The organism is Metabacillus hrfriensis (genome assembly GCF_030127205.1).
Classification (GTDB): Bacteria; Bacillota; Bacilli; order Bacillales; family Bacillaceae; genus Bacillus_P; species Bacillus_P dongyingensis.
In genome coordinates this window covers 4473529-4491702 of sequence record NZ_CP126116.1, presented here as the reverse complement: position 1 = coordinate 4491702, position 18174 = coordinate 4473529, and the positions used below count along the sequence as shown (strand labels likewise).

General features: G+C 42.6%; 14 protein-coding genes. 11 read left to right on the top strand and 3 right to left on the bottom strand.

Annotated elements, in window-relative coordinates; translation table 11 throughout:
- Positions 1-33 precede the first annotated feature (33 nt).
- On the top strand, positions 34-495 hold the full coding sequence (locus QLQ22_RS22290; RefSeq protein WP_284015582.1) for an NUDIX domain-containing protein: 462 nt from the start codon (positions 34-36) through the stop codon (positions 493-495).
- Between the two features lie 109 nt (positions 496-604).
- Here QLQ22_RS22290 and QLQ22_RS22285 read toward each other — a convergent pair whose 3' ends face one another.
- Both QLQ22_RS22285 and QLQ22_RS22280 read right to left on the bottom strand, forming a co-directional pair.
- Positions 605-1954 (bottom strand): sensor histidine kinase, encoded by a 1350-nt coding sequence (locus QLQ22_RS22285; protein ID WP_284015581.1) that lies wholly within the window; start codon positions 1952-1954, stop codon positions 605-607.
- On the bottom strand, positions 1954-2622 hold the full coding sequence (locus QLQ22_RS22280) for a response regulator transcription factor (protein WP_284015580.1): 669 nt from the start codon (positions 2620-2622) through the stop codon (positions 1954-1956). Before QLQ22_RS22280 ends, QLQ22_RS22285 begins: the two co-directional genes overlap by 1 nt.
- Positions 2623-2770: 148 nt before the next feature.
- Between QLQ22_RS22280 and QLQ22_RS22275 the strand changes: the two genes are divergently transcribed.
- The 10 genes from QLQ22_RS22275 to hutG all read left to right on the top strand — a co-directional run bounded on the left by QLQ22_RS22275 (position 2771) and on the right by hutG (position 16614).
- Complete coding sequence (locus tag QLQ22_RS22275) at positions 2771-4033, top strand: S1C family serine protease (protein WP_223438125.1); 1263 nt, start codon at positions 2771-2773, stop codon at positions 4031-4033.
- Positions 4034-4407: 374 nt separating this feature from the next.
- On the top strand, positions 4408-5877 hold the full coding sequence (locus QLQ22_RS22270) for a UDP-N-acetylmuramoyl-L-alanyl-D-glutamate--2,6-diaminopimelate ligase (RefSeq protein ID WP_284015579.1): 1470 nt from the start codon (positions 4408-4410) through the stop codon (positions 5875-5877).
- Between the two features lie 156 nt (positions 5878-6033).
- A complete protein-coding gene (locus QLQ22_RS22265) occupies positions 6034-7815 on the top strand; it encodes a sensor histidine kinase (RefSeq protein WP_252207412.1) in 1782 nt (593 codons plus the stop codon).
- On the top strand, positions 7790-8530 hold the full coding sequence (locus QLQ22_RS22260; RefSeq protein WP_284015578.1) for a LytR/AlgR family response regulator transcription factor: 741 nt from the start codon (positions 7790-7792) through the stop codon (positions 8528-8530). The genes QLQ22_RS22265 and QLQ22_RS22260 overlap by 26 nt, the downstream gene beginning before the upstream one ends.
- Before the next feature lie 155 nt (positions 8531-8685).
- The gene (gene cstA / locus QLQ22_RS22255; protein WP_284015577.1) at positions 8686-10476 is read left to right on the top strand and encodes a carbon starvation protein CstA; all 1791 of its coding nucleotides are present in this window, start codon (positions 8686-8688) and stop codon (positions 10474-10476) included.
- Between the two features lie 171 nt (positions 10477-10647).
- On the top strand, positions 10648-11094 hold the full coding sequence (gene hutP / locus QLQ22_RS22250; protein WP_223438120.1) for a histidine utilization transcription antiterminator HutP: 447 nt from the start codon (positions 10648-10650) through the stop codon (positions 11092-11094).
- 118 nt (positions 11095-11212) lie between these two features.
- Positions 11213-12745, top strand: coding sequence for a histidine ammonia-lyase (gene hutH / locus QLQ22_RS22245; RefSeq protein WP_284015576.1), 1533 nt, complete (start codon positions 11213-11215; stop codon positions 12743-12745).
- On the top strand, positions 12742-14394 hold the full coding sequence (gene hutU, locus QLQ22_RS22240) for a urocanate hydratase (RefSeq protein WP_284015575.1): 1653 nt from the start codon (positions 12742-12744) through the stop codon (positions 14392-14394). Before hutH ends, hutU begins: the two co-directional genes overlap by 4 nt.
- Positions 14395-14408: 14 nt before the next feature.
- Positions 14409-15692: an imidazolonepropionase gene (gene hutI, locus QLQ22_RS22235; RefSeq protein WP_223438117.1), complete on the top strand. Its 1284-nt coding sequence runs from the start codon at positions 14409-14411 to the stop codon at positions 15690-15692.
- On the top strand, positions 15664-16614 hold the full coding sequence (gene hutG / locus QLQ22_RS22230) for a formimidoylglutamase (protein ID WP_284015574.1): 951 nt from the start codon (positions 15664-15666) through the stop codon (positions 16612-16614). Before hutI ends, hutG begins: the two co-directional genes overlap by 29 nt.
- Positions 16615-16799: 185 nt before the next feature.
- Here the strand turns inward: hutG and QLQ22_RS22225 are convergent, their stop codons facing one another.
- Positions 16800-18137, bottom strand: a complete 1338-nt coding sequence (locus QLQ22_RS22225; RefSeq protein ID WP_284015573.1) for a CitMHS family transporter — start codon at positions 18135-18137, stop codon at positions 16800-16802.
- Positions 18138-18174: the final 37 nt, after the last annotated feature.

The window sequence follows — 18174 nt, the reverse complement described above, 5'->3', positions numbered from 1 at the left end:
AGGATGAAATTTTCAGTCAAAAGGAGAACATATATGGTACGTACAGCATCAAAAGCTATTATTATTCAAGAAAGCAAGATTTTGGTCATCAAGAAAGAAGATGAGATTGGACCATTCTACATTTTGCCAGGAGGCGGACAAGAGCATGGCGAGAACCTTCATGAAAATTTGAAAAGAGAGTGCATGGAAGAGATTGGGGTTGAAGTTGAGATTGATGACCTGATTTTTGTTCGGGATTATGTTGGGGGCAATCATGGGTTTGATTGGGATAGAGAATTCCATCAATTGGATTTGATGTTTCTATGCCGCATTAAAGAAGGGCAGCCTGCACCGGCAGCAGGCATCATTCCGGATGACGGCCAAATTGGTGTAGAATGGCTGCCCGTAAAAAATCTAACCGATTATCGGCTTTATCCGATGTCGATGCTGCCTTCCATTATGGAGCTTGAATCTGGGAAGCATCCGGAAAAGATTTATTTGGGAGATGTTAATTAAGATGGGAATTGAAAGAGCAGCATGAAAGCTGTTCTTTTTTGTTATTGGATGCTAGCACAGAAATCACGGACTTCAACATAAAAATACGGCCTTTTAAAAAGGCCGTCTGCTATCTTTTTGGTACTTTCACATAAAACGTACTCATTCCATCCTCATTCATAGCCCAAACTGTACCGTGATGAAGCTCAGCAATTCTTTTTACGATGTTGAGCCCAAGCCCGAATTCACCGCTGCTGCCTTTATGAAATGGCTCAAACAGATGAGGCAGAATGTCTTCTTCAATCGGGGGTCCATCGTTCCATATTTTAAGAAGGAAGTCATTCCCCGCTTTTTTTAGATGAACACCGATCATTGAATCCGCATACCTGAGCTGATTTTCAAATAAGTTTTCAAGCAGCTTGATCCACAGCTCTTCATCGCCATGAATAGCCGCCTGGTCCAGTTTTATTTCATAATCAAGCTCCTGGCGTGACCATTTGATGCGGTCAATGACCTCGCGAACCGTCATATTCAGCTCAACCTCCGCCGATTTGCCTGAGTTGCGTGAAGATAAGTAATCCAGCTTCGTTATATACAGCAAGTCTTTAATTTTTTTCTCAAGACGCTCCGCTTCTTCCTCTATAACATCCATCGTGCTGGTCAGATCGCCTTTAGGATAAATGCCGTCATTTACAGATTTCGCATATCCTCTGATTACCATGACCGGTGTTTTCAAGTCATGAGAGATGTTCTGCAGCAGGGTGCGCTGTGCTTCATCCTTTTGAACAAGCCGTTTCCGCATTACTTCAATTGTTTCTCCAAGTTTTCCGATTTCATCACTTCGATCAAGTACAACCGGTTCATGCCAATCTTCATTCGAAATTCTTTTAACATCCTTTTCTAAAGAAACAATTGGACGCGACAGATACTTCGCAAGCCAAATAGATGGAATCCAGCTGAAAAGAAACACAATGATCATGACTAAGACAAGCTGCTTAAATAAAGTCAAAACAAGATCATTCCGGTAAGAGTCCCATGCATATGAAAGAAGAAAAGCCGGCTGGCCGTCAACTGTCACCTTCTTGATTACAAAAAAGAGCCGTTCATTATTAATTTCCCTTGAGTATTCTTCCGTAATATCCTTTTGAGCAGAAGCAAGTGTTTGCGTTTCTTGAAGAAATCTAAGCGGCAGCTTTTTTTCGTTGTAAAAAAAAGGCGTGCTCTCAGGGAGAATGATGTGCTGAACCGAACGGTCAGGGGAGAGCTTCTCTCCATTTCCGGTAAGAGGATCCATTTGGATATTTCCCTGTAGGTGGTATTCCGTCAATATATGCTGTTCATTTTCAATCGTTGTGTAGATTTCTTTCGTGAAAAAATTCCTGAGTGTAGTCGGGAAAATAATCATCAGCATCAAAGAAATGACGAGAAGAATGCCTGAGATCACAATCCATATTTGAAAAGTCAATGATTTATTTTTCATTATCCTGTCAGCATCCTGTACCCATATCCGTAGATGGTTTCTATTTTTAAGTCAGGCATTTTTTTTCGGAGCCGGCGGACGAGATCATCAACCACCCGGTCTGTGCCAAAATAATCGCTGCCCCAAATGTGCTCAATCATTTGTTCGCGCGAAAAAGCCTGACCTTTGTTATGCAGAAACAGCAGCAATAAATCAAATTCCTTAGAAGTCAGATTTAGATTTTCATTATTCAGCGAGACAGAACGCACACTTTCATCAATGGTATAAGGCGGAAGCTGCACGCTTGTTTTAACTGAGCTGCTCTCATAAACACGGGTCAGCAGCTTCTGAACGCGAATCACAAGTTCACGGGGGAGGAACGGCTTTGAAATATAGTCATCGCTTCCAAGCTCAAGCCCAAGCACCCGGTCAATATCTGTATCCCTTGCAGAAATGAAAATAACGGGAGTATCTGACGATGCCGCTTTAATTTCTTTTATTAATTGATAGCCGTCAAAATCCGGCACCATGATATCGAGAACCCAAAGGTGAGGAGTTTCATGAATGGCCTGGCGCGCATTTTCCCCATTAGTAAATGAGGTAACCTTAAAGCCTTCCTTTTCCAGATATTTTGTCAGCAAATCATTTAAATTCTGTTCGTCTTCCACAAGAAAAATAGAGTAGGACAATCTAGTTCACGCTCCTTCTTAAACGTAATTATACAATGTCATCACGGATAAGGTCATCATTTGACAATTTCACATAATCTTTTCATCTTTCTCCCAAAATGATTTTTTATAGTAGGGTTAACAAAGAAATTCACTAGGAGGAATCAGGATGGGATATTACGACGATACAGAACGAAAAGATACATTATTAGACCCGGACGCACGCGAGATCATGGTCAGATCGGGACATCCTCAAAAAAAGCCGTCCAGATGGAGAGCGGTTATGTCATCTGTTATCAGCGGGGTAGTAGGCGGAGCGCTGGTGCTTGGGGTACAGCCTTTCCTTGATGATGAGACAAGCACACAGGAACCTTCTTATTCCATTGATTCTAATACGGCTGAAGAAGAAAACGACTCAAGTACTGTGAACACACAGCCTATCAGTCAAACGAGCGACATTGCGGACATGGTCGAAAATCTGTCGCCTGCGATTGTCGGGATATCAAACAAACAGCAGCAGCAGGGTTTTGGCGGCGGAACACAGGATGCTGAAGCAGGCACGGGTTCAGGTGTTATTTTCAAAAAAGATGGGGAAACAGCCTATATTATTACAAATAACCATGTAATTGAGGGTGCAAGCAGCATCGAAATCTCCTATTCAGATGGAGAAAAATCGAAGGCTGAGCTTGTTGGAGCTGATCCGCTGACAGATACAGCCGTTCTTAAAATTGACAGCAAGTTTGCAAAAACAGTTGCCGACTTCGGCGATTCAGGACAGCTTCGTGCAGGTGAAAGAGTCGTTGCGATCGGAAATCCGCTTGGACTGGATTTCTCCCGCACCGTTACTGAAGGTATTATAAGCGGAACGGACCGCACCATTCCCATCTCAACTTCAGAAGGCAGCTGGGAATTGAATGTTATTCAGACGGATGCGGCAATTAACCCCGGGAATAGCGGTGGACCTTTGCTGAACATGAGCGGCCAGGTCATTGGCATCAACAGCTTGAAAATCACACAGGATGGTGTTGAGGGATTAGGATTTGCTATACCAAGCAACGACCTTCAGCCAATCGTTGATGAACTGCTTGAAAAGGGAAAAGTCGACCGTCCGTTCTTAGGAGTAGGACTCCTTGACTTAAGCGAAGTGCCTGAACAATACCGTACAAACACACTTCAGCTGCCGAATGAAATAACAGAGGGAGTCTTCGTTCAGGGAGTAAGCCCGTCTTCACCAGCTGCAGAAGCAGGAATGCAGGAAGGCGATGTCATTGTTGCAATGAATGGAACGAAGATCAAAAATTCAAATGAGCTTCGCAAATTCCTCTATTCACAAACAAGTATCGGCGATAAAATTGATGTTGAATTTTACCGCCAGGGAGAAAAGGTAACGGAAAAAATAACCTTGTCTCAGAAAGAGGTTGTGAATAGTTAATATAGATTACCCCCCTTTTGTACAGCCCCGGTTTTCGGGGCTGTTTTTTTTGTTTTGCTGTAAACCGGGATTCTGAAGAGTGCTGATATGAGATTAAGGAGGTAATTGGAAAGCGGCCACAAATCCGATGAAAGTCGTCAGCAGAAACTATTGCAGAGCGGTCATAAAAACAATGTAAGAAGCCAGAACTCCCTTCTTTTTGAGGGATCCCCATAATAATCATCCAGCATTTTCTTCCCGCATCTTCCCTCATAAAACAGGAATCATTACGAACAAATATGATAACGCAATTTCATGCACGCAAATAACATTGCCTAAAGTTACATAAAATAACCGAAATATGAACGGATGCCACCATATAAGGGAGTTCAATCATGAAACTACAAAAAATGTTAGAGGAGACCGGTCATTCTGCTTTCTGCAGCGAAGAACTGGAATCTGTTGATATTAAAGGAATTGAAGCAAATTCTTCTAAAACAGAAGAGGGCTATTTATTTGTAGCCATTACAGGATATCAGCGTGATGGGCACGATTATATACAGGATGCAATAGATAGAGGTGCGGCGGCAGTAATTGGAGAGCAGAATTTGGCAGATTTGACCGTACCCTATGTAAGAGTTGAGAATAGCCGTGATTCACTGGCTAATCTGGCGGCACATTTCTATGATTTTCCGTCTGCTAAACACATTATGATCGGAATTACGGGTACAAACGGGAAAACTACAACTTCTTTTATGCTCAGACATATCCTTGAATATGCAGGTTATTCTTGTGCATTGTTTGGAACTGTACACAATGTAATAAATGGGCAGACCTATGATTCGAAAAATACAACACCTGATTCACTGGAATTACAAAAGCTTTTAGCCAAAAGCGATGATGATATTGTCATTATGGAAGTTTCTTCACATGGCTTAGCTCAAAAAAGGCTTGAAGGCATTGAATATGACATCGGTCTGTTTACAAATCTTGCTCATGAGCATTTGGATTATCATCATACGATTGAAGAATATTTTGAAGTGAAGCAGCTGCTTTTTTCAAAGTTAAAAGAAGGCGGACAAGCTATTATCAGCACTCATGATGAGTGGGGAGAAAAGCTGACGGATTTGCTGAACCAGAGAAAAATCAAGGTGTCGACTTTTGGAAAAACAGATAAGGACGATCTTATTTTTGATTCTAAAAGTGATGTTCACTGCTCAGATTTCCAAGTCACAGAGTCTGGAAAACAGCTTCATTTTCAGATGACAATTCCGGGTCTTCATAATATTTATAATGCTTCCATGGCCTATCTGACCGGCAGAAAAATAGGAATTGAATCTGACCGGCTGATTGATGCATTCAAATCATTTCCGGGAATTCCGGGCAGGTTCGAAATGTACAGTCATCCCAATGATGCCACGGCTGTCATTGATTACGCACATACAGCTGATGCGTTTTCTTACTGTTTAAAAACAGCCCGTGATTGCGGGGCAAAACGAATCGTGCATGTATTTGGATTCAGGGGAGACCGTGATGAAAGCAAGCGGGATGAAATGATGGCAGTCTCATCGCAAATGACTGACTGCACAATTCTGACGTTAGATGATCTTAATGGAATTGATCAAAACGATATGATAGCAGAGCTTGAAAAATATCGTGAGGCTTCCGGCAAAGCAGCGGATCTTATCATACCTGACAGGACACTTGCCATAAAAAAAGCCTGGGATATGGCAAAAGCGGGAGATTGGATCCTTGTCACCGGAAAAGGGAGCGAAGTGTATAAGGACAACTATGAACTCCCGTCTAAATCCGATCAGGAAACTTTCGCATTGCTGATCGATCAAAATACGACAATTGCAACTTGATTTTAAGAATAGGTGTATCAAAAAATGACAGATAAGGGCAAACCAAATATGGTTCTGCTCTTTTTCTTTATAACCGCGATAAGGATAGAGAAATCGACAATAAATTATTCTCTGTTGTAAGATGTATGGAATGATAAATTTAAAGGATGATTCCTCATGATGCATTTACTGCCGTTAATGTTAGAAAGAATGGGCATTATTTTTATTGTTGCATTCTTGCTCTCAAGACTTAAATCTTTCCAAAGAATTATAAATAATGATCAGCGGATTTCAGGAAAGATGTTATTGATTGCTGTATTTGGAATTTTTGGGATCATGAGCAACTATACGGGAATTGAAATTAATCCTAATTCTGCGGCGGAGCATACTTGGCTTTTGGAGGTTGAACCTGATAGTGCCATTGCCAATACAAGAATATTAGGTATTGGAATCGGCGCCTTGCTTGGCGGGCCATTTGTTGGACTGGGTATTGGTTTGATTGCAGGGCTTCACAGGTTTACTCTGGGTGGTTTTACAGCAGAGGCATGTGCAATTTCAGCTGTTTTAGCGGGCCTTGCCGCAGGATATATAGGTGTACAATACCGCAAAAAATCCAGGATTACCCCGTTGTTTGCGGTAAGTGTAGGTGTAGTGATGGAAATCATTCAAATGGGGATTATCCTGCTTGTCACAAAACCTTTTGAAATGGCCTTGGATCTTATTAAGGTGATCGGGATTCCGATGATTGTAATTAATGGATTCGGGACACTTTTGTTTATGTTTATTATTCAATCCATCTTTCGCGAGGAAGAACGTGCACGTGCAGTACAAACAAATAAAGCCTTCCACATTGCCGATCAAACGCTGCCTTTCTTTCGCCAGGGTTTGAATCCTGACTCATGTAAAGAAGTGGCGCAAATTTTGTTAAGGCTGACAGATGCAGACGCTGTGGCAATTACCGATCAGAAGCAAGTATTAACACATGTAGGTGCAGCTTCCGACCATCATCTTCCTTTGAAAGGACTTGCGACCGGATTAACGAAAAAAGTGCTTGAAGAAGGAACCATCATAACTGCAAGGAAAAAGGAAGAGATCTTCTGTTTTAATGAAAATTGCCCATTACAGGCAGCGGTTGTTCTGCCTTTAAAAGTACATGATAAAACGGCAGGAACTCTTAAACTGTATTTTAAGCATCCAAATCAAATGAATGAAGTTGAACAAGAGCTTGCAGAAGGGTTGGCGAATCTTTTTTCAACTCAATTGGAACTAGCCAAAGCAGAGCTGCAAAGTAAATTGTTGAAAGATGCGGAAATAAAAGCATTACAGGCTCAGGTTCATCCTCATTTTTTGTTTAATGCCATCAATACAATTTCTGCTTTATGCCGTACGGATGCTGAAAAAGCAAGAAAACTATTACTGGAGCTCAGTGTATTTTTCCGCAGTAATTTGCAGGGATCCCGTCAAACGGTCATTACGCTTGAAAAAGAATTGGAACACGTTAAAGCTTATTTATCATTGGAACAAGCACGTTTTCCAAATAAATATACAATCACGTTAAGAATGGAAGAAGGCCTTGAAAAGGTTACTCTTCCTCCATTTACATTACAGCCGCTAGTAGAAAATGCCATCCGTCATGCTTTTTCTCATGTGAAAAGCAAAGGTCATGTTTTGATTCACGCCTATACAAAGGATGAAAAAATGTATGTATTGGTTGAAGATGACGGAAAAGGAATGACTAAAGATGAGACAGAGTCATTAGGAAAACAAGCTGTAAAGTCTAAAGAGGGCACTGGGACTGCACTGGTAAATATACGTGAGCGGCTGGAAGGGATATACAATATGAAAGCTGGCATCCATATCCACAGTGAAGAAGGTATAGGTACAAAAGTACTTGTAACAATACCTCTTGATAAAAAAGGAGTATACGAAAACCATGTTAAAGGCTTTTATAGTAGATGATGAACCGTTGGCGAGAGATGAATTAAAATATCTCCTGCTTAGGAGTAAGAGGATAGAAATTGTTGGGGAAGCCGACTGCATAGAAGATGCTATCCAGCAAATACTTGATCGCAAACCGCATCTCGTGTTTTTGGATATAGAACTTGCCGAAGACAGCGGCTTGCAGTTAGCCGAGCAAATTCGAGCATTAGAACCTTCACCTGCAATCATTTTTGCTACTGCTTATGATGAATATGCTTTAAAAGCATTTGAATTGGATGCAGTTGATTATATTTTAAAACCATTTGATGAATTGCGGATACAACAAACCTTAGATAAAATTTTCAGTCTTAAAACGATTGGCGGAATAGAAACCCGATCAGATACCCGTTCTTATAAAATGGAACAAACAGGGAAAATACCTCTGCTGGTTGAAGAACGGATCGCGTTAGTAGATATTCCAGCAATTGTCTACGTTGGTTCTGCAGAAGGAAAAACGCTTATTAAAACAATGGAGCAGGAATATAAAACGGGAGAACCGTTAGTAACAGTTGAGAAGAAACTGAGCCATGATTCGTTTGTGCGTGTACACCGGAGCTTTCTTGTCAATTTGCAGCACATTTCAGAGATTGAACCATGGTTTAACTCAACATATAATCTCATCATGAAAGATGGATCGAAAGTACCGGTAAGCCGTACTTATGTAAAAGAGCTGAAACAGCGGCTGGGATTTTAATTCTTGCTGAAAAAACCGCTTTCATTCTTTTGCATTTCAACCTGACTATTTTGCACCTCATTCCTAATATCCGACAGGTTATCATGAAAACGCTGTGAATTCGCTTTCATTTAGTATGATAATTTTACGAATAAGGTTTTAGGAGGCAGTGCAAAATGAATGCGATTACAATTGTAATAGGATCCATGTGTATTTTAATGATAGCTTATCGTTTATACGGCACTTTTCTGGCTGTAAAGGTCTTAAAATTAGATGATTCCAAAAAAACGCCAGCTCATGATCTTGAGGATGGAAAAGATTATGTGCCTACGAACCGCTGGGTTACTTTTGGCCATCACTTTGCTGCCATTGCAGCTGCAGGTCCATTGGTAGGTCCTATTTTAGCGGCTCAATTTGGCTATTTACCCGGGCTGCTGTGGTTATTAATTGGGGCAGTAATCGGCGGAGCCGTTCATGATGCAGTTGTCCTTTTTGCATCAATGAGAAAAAATGGTCAATCATTAGCTGAAGTTGCTAAAGAAGAATTAGGTCCTGTAGCAGGTTTTTGTACAGGCCTCGCAATGTTATTTATTATTACGATTACGATGGCAGGCCTTTCCATGGTTGTTTTACACGCTTTGGAAAAAAATCCGTGGGGAACTTTTTCAGTTGGAATTACGATTCCAATTGCAATGGGAGTAGGTTTGTATCACAAAAAGACCGGAAATCTAAAAGGGGCTTCTATTGCAGGTTTTATTTTGATTTTAGCTGCAGTTTTTACAGGTCCATACATTCAGAATACGATCATTGGTGACTGGCTGACCCTTGATTCGAAAACCCTTTCTATTATTTTGCCGATCTATGCTTTCTTTGCCGCAGCTTTGCCAGTGTGGTTATTGCTTGCACCTCGGGACTATCTGAGCAGCTTTATGAAAATCGGAGTTTTTATTGCTCTTATCCTGGGAGTTTTCGTTGTAAATCCCGATATTCCATTTCCAGCTGTAACAGAGTTTGTTAATGGAGGAGGTCCCATTCTGGCAGGACCGGTTTGGCCGTTCATTTCCATTACGATCGCATGCGGCGCAATTTCAGGTTTCCACGCCTTTGTTGGATCTGGTACAACACCAAAAATGATCGATCGATGGAGTGATATAAAAGTAGTTGGCTTTGGTGCCATGCTTGTAGAATGTTTAGTAGGGATTATGGCTTTAATTGCGGCCACAGCCCTGCAGCCTGGAGATTATTTTGCAATCAACTCTACACCTGAAGTGTTTAGAACATTGGGCATGGATGTTGTAAACCTTCCAATGCTGAGCGAGGCAATTGGGCTGAACTTAGAAGGAAGAACTGGCGGAGCGGTTACACTGGCTGTTGGAATGACGTATATCTTTACTGAAATTCCATGGTTCAGCAAGCTTTCATCTTACTTCTTCCAGTTTGTTATCATGTTTGAAGCGCTCTTTATTTTAACAGCTATTGATTCAGGTACACGTGTTTCCCGTTATCTGATTCAGGATTTCGCGGGTGTCTTTTATAAACCAATGAAACGAGTGGACTGGATCCCGGGAGCTGTTTTTGCAAGTGCATTGGCCTGCTTCTTGTGGGGCAGCCTGCTCTTTACTGGAGACATTGGATCCGTATGGGCGCTGTTCGGTGTATCTAACCAATTAATGGCCTCAATCGGATTGATTGTCGGAGCAACGGTTATTTTGAAAATTGCAGATAAACGCAGATACATGCTCACGTGTTTGATACCGCTTGCATACTTGTATGTAACTGTAAACTATGCGGGCTACTGGATGATTAAAAATGTGTATCTTAATTCAGCTGCACCTGGCTACAGCGTGTTAAACGCAGCATTATCCATTATCATGCTGATTTTAGGGATTATTATTATGGTTGCAGCCGTTAAAAAATGGCTTGCAAATTGGAATAGCCCGCGGGCCCAATTAGCCAAATCAGCATAATGTTTGATTGGACCGTCCTTATTATAAGGGCGGTTTGTTTATTTTAAGGATGTATGTCCCTTGGAAAATCTGACAAAACATCCAAAGGCATCTTGACATAAATCCATTTCAATCATACACTAACGGTAGACATTAGTTTATCAGAAAATTCAGTATGAAGTGAGAATAGATATGAGCATACAACCGGATCATCGTATTGGGAGAAATGCCATGCAGCTCGTTCTAATCGGTGAAAATGATCATTTTTACGGGGAACAGCTGACAGAGCAGGGGTTTCAATTTTGTCAGGGGAAAACGGGTTCAATGGAGACGCATAAAGTAGTGGCGGCCATTGAAACTGCAGCAAAGCGTTCAGGTGTGATATCACCTGATGGATACCGCGAAACACACGCTTTATATCATGCCATCATGGAAGCGCTTCATGGTGTGACAAGAGGGCAGGTTCAGCTTGGAAGTGTTTTGCGAACAGTTGGTCTTCGATTTGCCATTGTCCGGGGGAAGCCTTACGAGGCAGAAACGGAAGGTGAATGGATCGCGATTGCTCTGTACGGCACAATAGGTGCTCCTGTTAAAGGATCAGAGCATGAGGCAATGGGTTTGGGAATTAATCATATATAAGATGCGCCCATAGTTAATAGATAGCAGGGGGCTGTATCGGTAGAAAACACGGTTTAACGTGTTTCTATTGGTATGGCCTCCTTTTTGTTTTTCATTTTAATCAAAAGAGGAGCAGATTATGATCGAATTAACGGGAAGTACACTCACAATTGAATCCGCAAAGAAGGTTTTATATGAAAAAGCTATGATCCATATTCCTGACTATGTTTGGGATAAGGTAGAAAAGAGCAGAAAAGCGGTTGAAAACATAGTGGCTCAGAAGAAGGTCGTTTACGGTATTACAACGGGATTTGGGAAGTTCAGCGATGTACTGATTGATGCGGAACATGCAGAAGAGCTGCAAATCAATTTGATTCGAAGTCATGCATGCGGTGTCGGAGATCCGTTTCCTGAAGAGGTTTCCAGGGGGATGCTTTTGCTTCGGCTTAATGCATTATTGAAAGGTTTTTCCGGTGTCCGCAAAGAGGTATTATCTTTACTTGCTTCACTCCTGAATCATGAAATTCATCCTGTTGTGCCCGAGCAGGGCTCACTTGGTGCGAGCGGGGATTTAGCGCCTTTATCTCATATGGCTCTTGTTCTTGTAGGTGAAGGTGAGGTTTTTTACCAGGGGCGGAAAATGCAGACTGCAGAAGCGTTTCAGACAGCGGGACTTCACCCTGTTACTCTGCAGGCTAAAGAAGGTCTGGCTTTAATCAATGGCACACAGGCAATGACAGCAATGGGCCTCGTCAATTACATCGAAGCTGAAGCGGTGGCGCTGCAGGCAGACTACATTGCTTCGATGACGATTGAAGGTCTGAGAGGAATCATTGATGCGTTTGATGAGGACATTCATATTGCCCGGGGCTACAAAGAACAAATTGAAGTAGCCGAGCGAATCAGCGGGATTTTAAATGGCAGCTATCTCGTGACGCATCAGGGAGAGCTGAGAGTTCAGGATGCCTACTCATTAAGGTGCATTCCGCAGGTTCATGGGGCAAGTCTTCAGGTCCTTTCTTATGTAAAAGATAAGCTTGAAATTGAAATGAACGCTGCTACGGATAATCCGCTGATTTTTGATGATGGCAAAAAGGTTTTGTCAGGAGGGAATTTCCACGGTCAGCCAATTGCGTTTGCCATGGATTTCTTGAAGGTTGGCATCGCCGAGCTTGCAAATATTTCGGAACGCAGAATCGAAAGACTTGTCAATCCGCAGCTCAATGATCTGCCGCCGTTTTTGAGTCCAATGCCCGGTCTTCAGTCCGGAGCGATGATCATGCAATATTGTGCTGCGTCGCTTGTCTCTGAAAACAAGACGCTTGCACACCCGGCAAGTGTTGATTCAATTCCATCATCAGCCAATCAGGAGGATCACGTCAGCATGGGTACGATTGCCTCAAGGCACGCCTATCAAATTATTCAAAACTGCAGACGTGTTCTTGCCATTGAATTGATTTGTGCGATGGAGGCAGCAGCCTACCGGGGAATTGAGAAAATGTCGGAAACGACAAGAACATTTTATTTTCATGGAAGAACTGTTGTCCCGGCTATTACGAAGGACAGAGTATTTTCAAAGGATATAGAAGCAGCTGCGGCCTGGCTGAAAAAAGCAGATGTAAAGAGATTTAAAAAAGATTATTACGATACAAAGGGGGAAATTTTATCATGACAGCAAAATTCACAGGAGCAAAACGGGGAACTGAATTAGACTGTAAAGGATGGGAGCAGGAGGCAGCGCTTCGCATGCTGATGAATAACCTGGATCCTGAGGTTGCAGAAAAGCCGGAGGAGCTCATTGTTTATGGAGGAATTGGAAAGGCTGCAAGAAATCAGGAGTCACTGGATGGAATCGTCCGATCGTTAAAATCATTGGAGCATGATGAGACACTTCTCATTCAATCGGGGAAGCCTGTAGGGATTTTTAAAACGCATGAACATGCCCCGCGGGTTCTGCTTTCAAACTCTGTACTTGTCCCTAAATGGGCAGATTGGGAAAACTTCCACGAGCTTGATCAAAAAGGCCTGACCATGTATGGGCAAATGACGGCGGGAAGCTGGATCTATATCGGAACACAGGGAATTCTTCAAGGAACCTATGAAACGTTTTCTGCTGTGGCAAAAGAGCATTTTGGCGGGAGCTTAAAAGGCACAATTACATTAACGGCGGGCCTTGGCGGAATGGGAGGGGCACAGCCTCTTGCCGTAACGATGAACGGCGGAGTTGTTATTGCTGCCGATGTTGATCAAAGCAGAATTGAGAAGAGACTTGCGACAAAGTATTGTGACAGGCTGACTCATTCTTTTGATGAAGCGGTGCAGTGGGCAATGAAGGCTAAGTCAGAAGGCAAAGCCCTTTCAATTGGATTAGTGGCAAATGCAGTAGATGTCCTTCATGAAGTGATTAAGAAAAACATAAAGATTGATATCCTTACTGACCAGACATCCGCACATGACCCGTTAAATGGGTATTTTCCGCATGGTTTATCGATGGATGAAGCGATGCAGATAAAAAGGGATCATCCAGATTTGTATGTTGAGAAATCCAAAAAATCTATGGCTGAGCATGTAAGATGCATGTTAGAGCTTCAAAAGAGCGGAACCATCGTCTTTGATTACGGCAATAATATTCGCCAGGTAGCAAAGGACGAAGGAGTGGAAAATGCATTTGCATTTCCGGGCTTTGTGCCAGCCTATATTCGTCCGCTGTTCTGTGAGGGCAAAGGTCCTTTCAGATGGGCAGCTCTATCTGGAGATCCTGCAGACATCCACCGCACAGATCAGCTGATTAAGGAGCTTTTTCCTGAAAATGAAGCCCTTCTGCGCTGGATTGATATGGCACATGAGCATGTTGCTTTTCAGGGACTGCCGGCACGTATTTGCTGGCTCGGCTACGGTGAACGGGTGAAGATGGGCCTCGCCATTAATGAATTAGTCAGGACGGGAGAACTGAAAGCACCGATCGTCATTGGACGCGATCACCTTGACTGCGGTTCAGTTGCCTCGCCAAATCGCGAGACAGAGGCGATGAAGGACGGAAGCGATGCAATAGGAGATTGGGCAGTGTTAAATGCACTAGTTAACACATCAGCCGGAGCGAGCTGGGTATCCTTCCACCATGGCGGCGGAGTAGGAATGGGCTATTCTCTGCATTCCGGTATGGTTGTTGTTGCTGACGGAACGGAAACAGCAAAACGCAAATTAGAAAGAGTTCTCGTATCTGATCCCGGGATGGGCATTATCCGTCATGCAGATGCAGGCTACGAAGAGGCACAGACTTTTGCAAAAGAACATAATGTACGTATTCCAATGCAGGAATAGAGGGAGGTTCTTTCATGAAATATGATCTAATACTTGAAAATATAGGCCAGCTCTTAACAATGGATTATGAAAAAGAAGGTCCACTCTGCGGCAGGGACATGGATGAGCTGATTGTACTTGAAAACAAGGCACTTGCGATTGCTGATGGGAGAATAGCTGTGATAGGTTCAAACGAAGAAGCAGCTATGTGGACGGCTGAAAAAAGAATGGATTGTGAAGGGAAGCTTGTTACACCGGGCCTCATTGATCCACATACTCATTTAGTGTTTGCCGGATCCCGTGAGCATGAAATGGGACTGAAGCAGCAGGGTGTTCCTTACTTGGAAATCCTGAAACAGGGCGGCGGCATTCTTTCGACTGTAAAAGCAACGCGGGCTGCAAGTGAAGCGGAGCTTTATGAAAAAGCAGCCGGCCATCTTGACCGGATGCTTTCATATGGAATGACGACGGTTGAAGCGAAAAGCGGATACGGACTGAACGCAGAAGCAGAACTGAAGCAGCTTAGGACCGCAAAAAAATTAAACGCGGAGCACGCAGCCGAAGTTGTTTCAACCTTTTTGGGTGCGCATGCCATACCTCCAGAGCATAAGCATCAGCCGGATGTTTTCTTAGAAGAAATGGTTCAGCTGCTTGATGTCATTGAAAAAGAAGAATTAGCCCAATTTGTAGATATCTTTTGTGAAACAGGCGTTTTCTCGATTGAACAGTCCAGAGTGTTTTTATCAAAAGCAAAGCAAAAAGGATTTCAGGTGAAAATTCATGCCGATGAAATTGATCCATTAGGAGGAGCAGAATTGGCTTCTGAGCTCAGTGCTGTCAGTGCAGAGCATTTAGTTGGAACTTCAGATGAAGGCATTAAGCAGCTGGCTGCAAAAGGGGTTATCGCCTGCCTGCTGCCCGGTACTTCTTTTTATCTGAACAAACCGGATCATGCCAAAGCAAGAAAGATGCTCGAGGAAGGAGTGGCGGTGACTCTTGCGACTGATTTTAATCCCGGGAGCTGCCCGACTGAGAATCTGCAGCTGATCATGTCTTTCGCAGCGGTTATCTATAAAATGACGGTCAAAGAAATTTGGAATGCTGTCACCATTAATGCAGCCCATGCCATCGGGTTAGGCGGCGAACGGGGGATAATCGCGCCAATGAAGCAGGCGGACCTTGTCATCTGGGATGCGGGAAACTATGAATATATCCCTTATCATTTCGGAGTGAATCACGCAGGGACCGTTATCAAGAAAGGTGCCATAGTATATGAAAAGGGGGATCACTGTGAACCGTCTTCCCTTTCTTTCACATGATGCAAGATTCGTAGACCGCGGGATTTCACGGGCGGGAACGTTATTGAAAAAACGGGATCATGAAATTGCCGAAGGCATTGGGTTAGTGGGAGTTCCATTATCGAAGCCATCGATCAGTCATTCAGGGGCATCTTTTGCTCCTGAAACAATAAGAAAAATGATGAACGCTTTTACCACCTACTCTGTTCAGAACAATACAGATTTGAAAAAAGAGAGAATCATAGACTTTGGGGATATATCCATGCATGTAACAGATCTATCTGAATCGCACCGGAGGATTGAAACGACGGTGGAAGGAGTTTTGGGTGAACATCCTTTAATGGTTCCTATTTTTCTTGGGGGCGATCATTCTGTTACAGCGCCGATTTTTACAGCTTTTCAAAAAGAAAAAGGAAAGGCTGGGATTATTCAGTTCGACGCGCACCACGATCTGCGGAACCTTGAAGATGGAGGACCGTCAAATGGAACACCTTTTAGACAGCTGATCGAAAAAGGTGTACTGCAGGGAAAACACCTTTATCAAATTGGCATCCGCGACTTTTCAAATGGCAAAGAATATACCGATTATGGCAAAGAAAAGGGTGTCCATATCTTCACCGTGCAAGACGTGTACAAAAGAGGAATTCTCTCAATTTTACAAGAGAGTGTGAGTGGGCTCCTGAAAGAAGTTGACGTCATCTACGTATCTCTTGATATGGATGTAATGGATCAGGCGTTTGCACCAGGCTGCCCTGCCATTGGTCCAGGCGGGATGGATTCACGGATGCTGATTGAAGCTATACGATTTTTAGGAGAAGTTCCAGCTGTAAAAGCAATGGATATTGTTGAAATTGACCCGACACTCGATTTTCGGGATATGACGAGCCGTTTGGCAGCTTACTGTGTCTTAACCTTTTTAACAGGTTACAAGAGCAGAAAGTAGAATTGGGTTTTAGAAATTGAAAAACGGGATTTCATAATGATAGAAACCTATTTCTGAGGAGCAGATGTTCAGAGATAGGTTTTTTAGTTTGGAGCACTTTATAAAATAAATAGAATGAGAAACCCTGTATAAAAAACATCCGGGGTTTCTCTATTTTTTAGGGTTGAATTCCTTCTTTTTAATTATTATAAAGGAATAATTGATAAGGCAAGAGCTACTAAAATCATTACGGCTGTCGATCCGCAGGCCCATTTCAGGAAGGTGCGCTGCAAGTCCCCGAAATCTTCTCCAACCATTCCGACTAAAAGGTATGTCGACGGTACTAGCGGACTTAATAGATGGACAGGCAATCCGAGAAGTGATGCACGTCCAATAAATGCAGGGTCAATTCCATATCCGGCAGCCGCCTTGGCGAGCAATGGCAAAACGCCGTAGTAAAATGCATCATTGGACATGAAAAAAGTAAAGGGAGCACTTAGTATCGCTGTAATAAGAGCTAATTGTGAACCAAAGGCATCAGGTATATGCGTAATCATAGTGTTTGCGATGGCATCTACCATTTTAGTCCCTGAGAGAATACCTGTAAAAATACCTGCTGCAAACACCATTGAAATGACTGATAAAGCATTATCAGCATAGTTTGAAATCCTCGCTTTTTGGTCACTTAATTTTGGATAATTCATCGTGATAGCAATGGCAAAACCAATCATAAACAAGACAGTAGTCGGCAGGACTTCGTTGATTAGCGCCACTAAAAGCATGATGGTTAACAGGTAATTCACAACAATTAGTTTTGGCCTTTTAATACCAGCTTCCTCTGCAGAAGCCGCCGTCTGCTGCATGGCCATTGTGCTGTAATCAATTTCAAGTATACCCACTCTTTTGCGCTCTTTTTTTCCAAGGCAATAAGCCATGAATAATACAAACAATATTCCGCCAGCCATTGAGGGAATGACTGGAGTGAAAATATCCGACATCTCAAGATTCAATGCCGTCATGGCTCTGGCAGTAGGTCCTCCCCATGGCAGTAGGTTCATAACACCTGAAGCAGATACGGCAATCCCTGCTAATATCAGCGGCCTCATGCCAATTCGTTTATACAATGGAAGCATGGCAGAAATCGTAATTATATATGTTGTGGTTCCATCCCCATCTAAGGAAATCAACAATGCGAGGACTGCCGTACCGATGGCTATCTTTACAGGATCTCCTTTTACAACTTTCAGGATGGTTGAAATAATAGGATCAAATACTCCTGCATCAATCATTATGCCGAAAAAGAGAATGGCAAATAGGATCATTATGCCTGTGGGTGCTACACTTTTTATGCCATCAAGCGCCATGGGTCCGATTTCTTTTCCGAATCCGCCGATTAATGCAAAAACAACTGGAACTACCATCAGTGCAATCATAGCCGTTAGCCGTTTTGTCATAATTAAAATCATGAATGTGATTATCATTAAAAATCCTAATAATGCAAGCATGGTCTTCACCTCTTTTGTTAGTAAATAAAGTGTATACAAAATATTCTGAAATGAAAACGTTTACAAAATAAAGTTA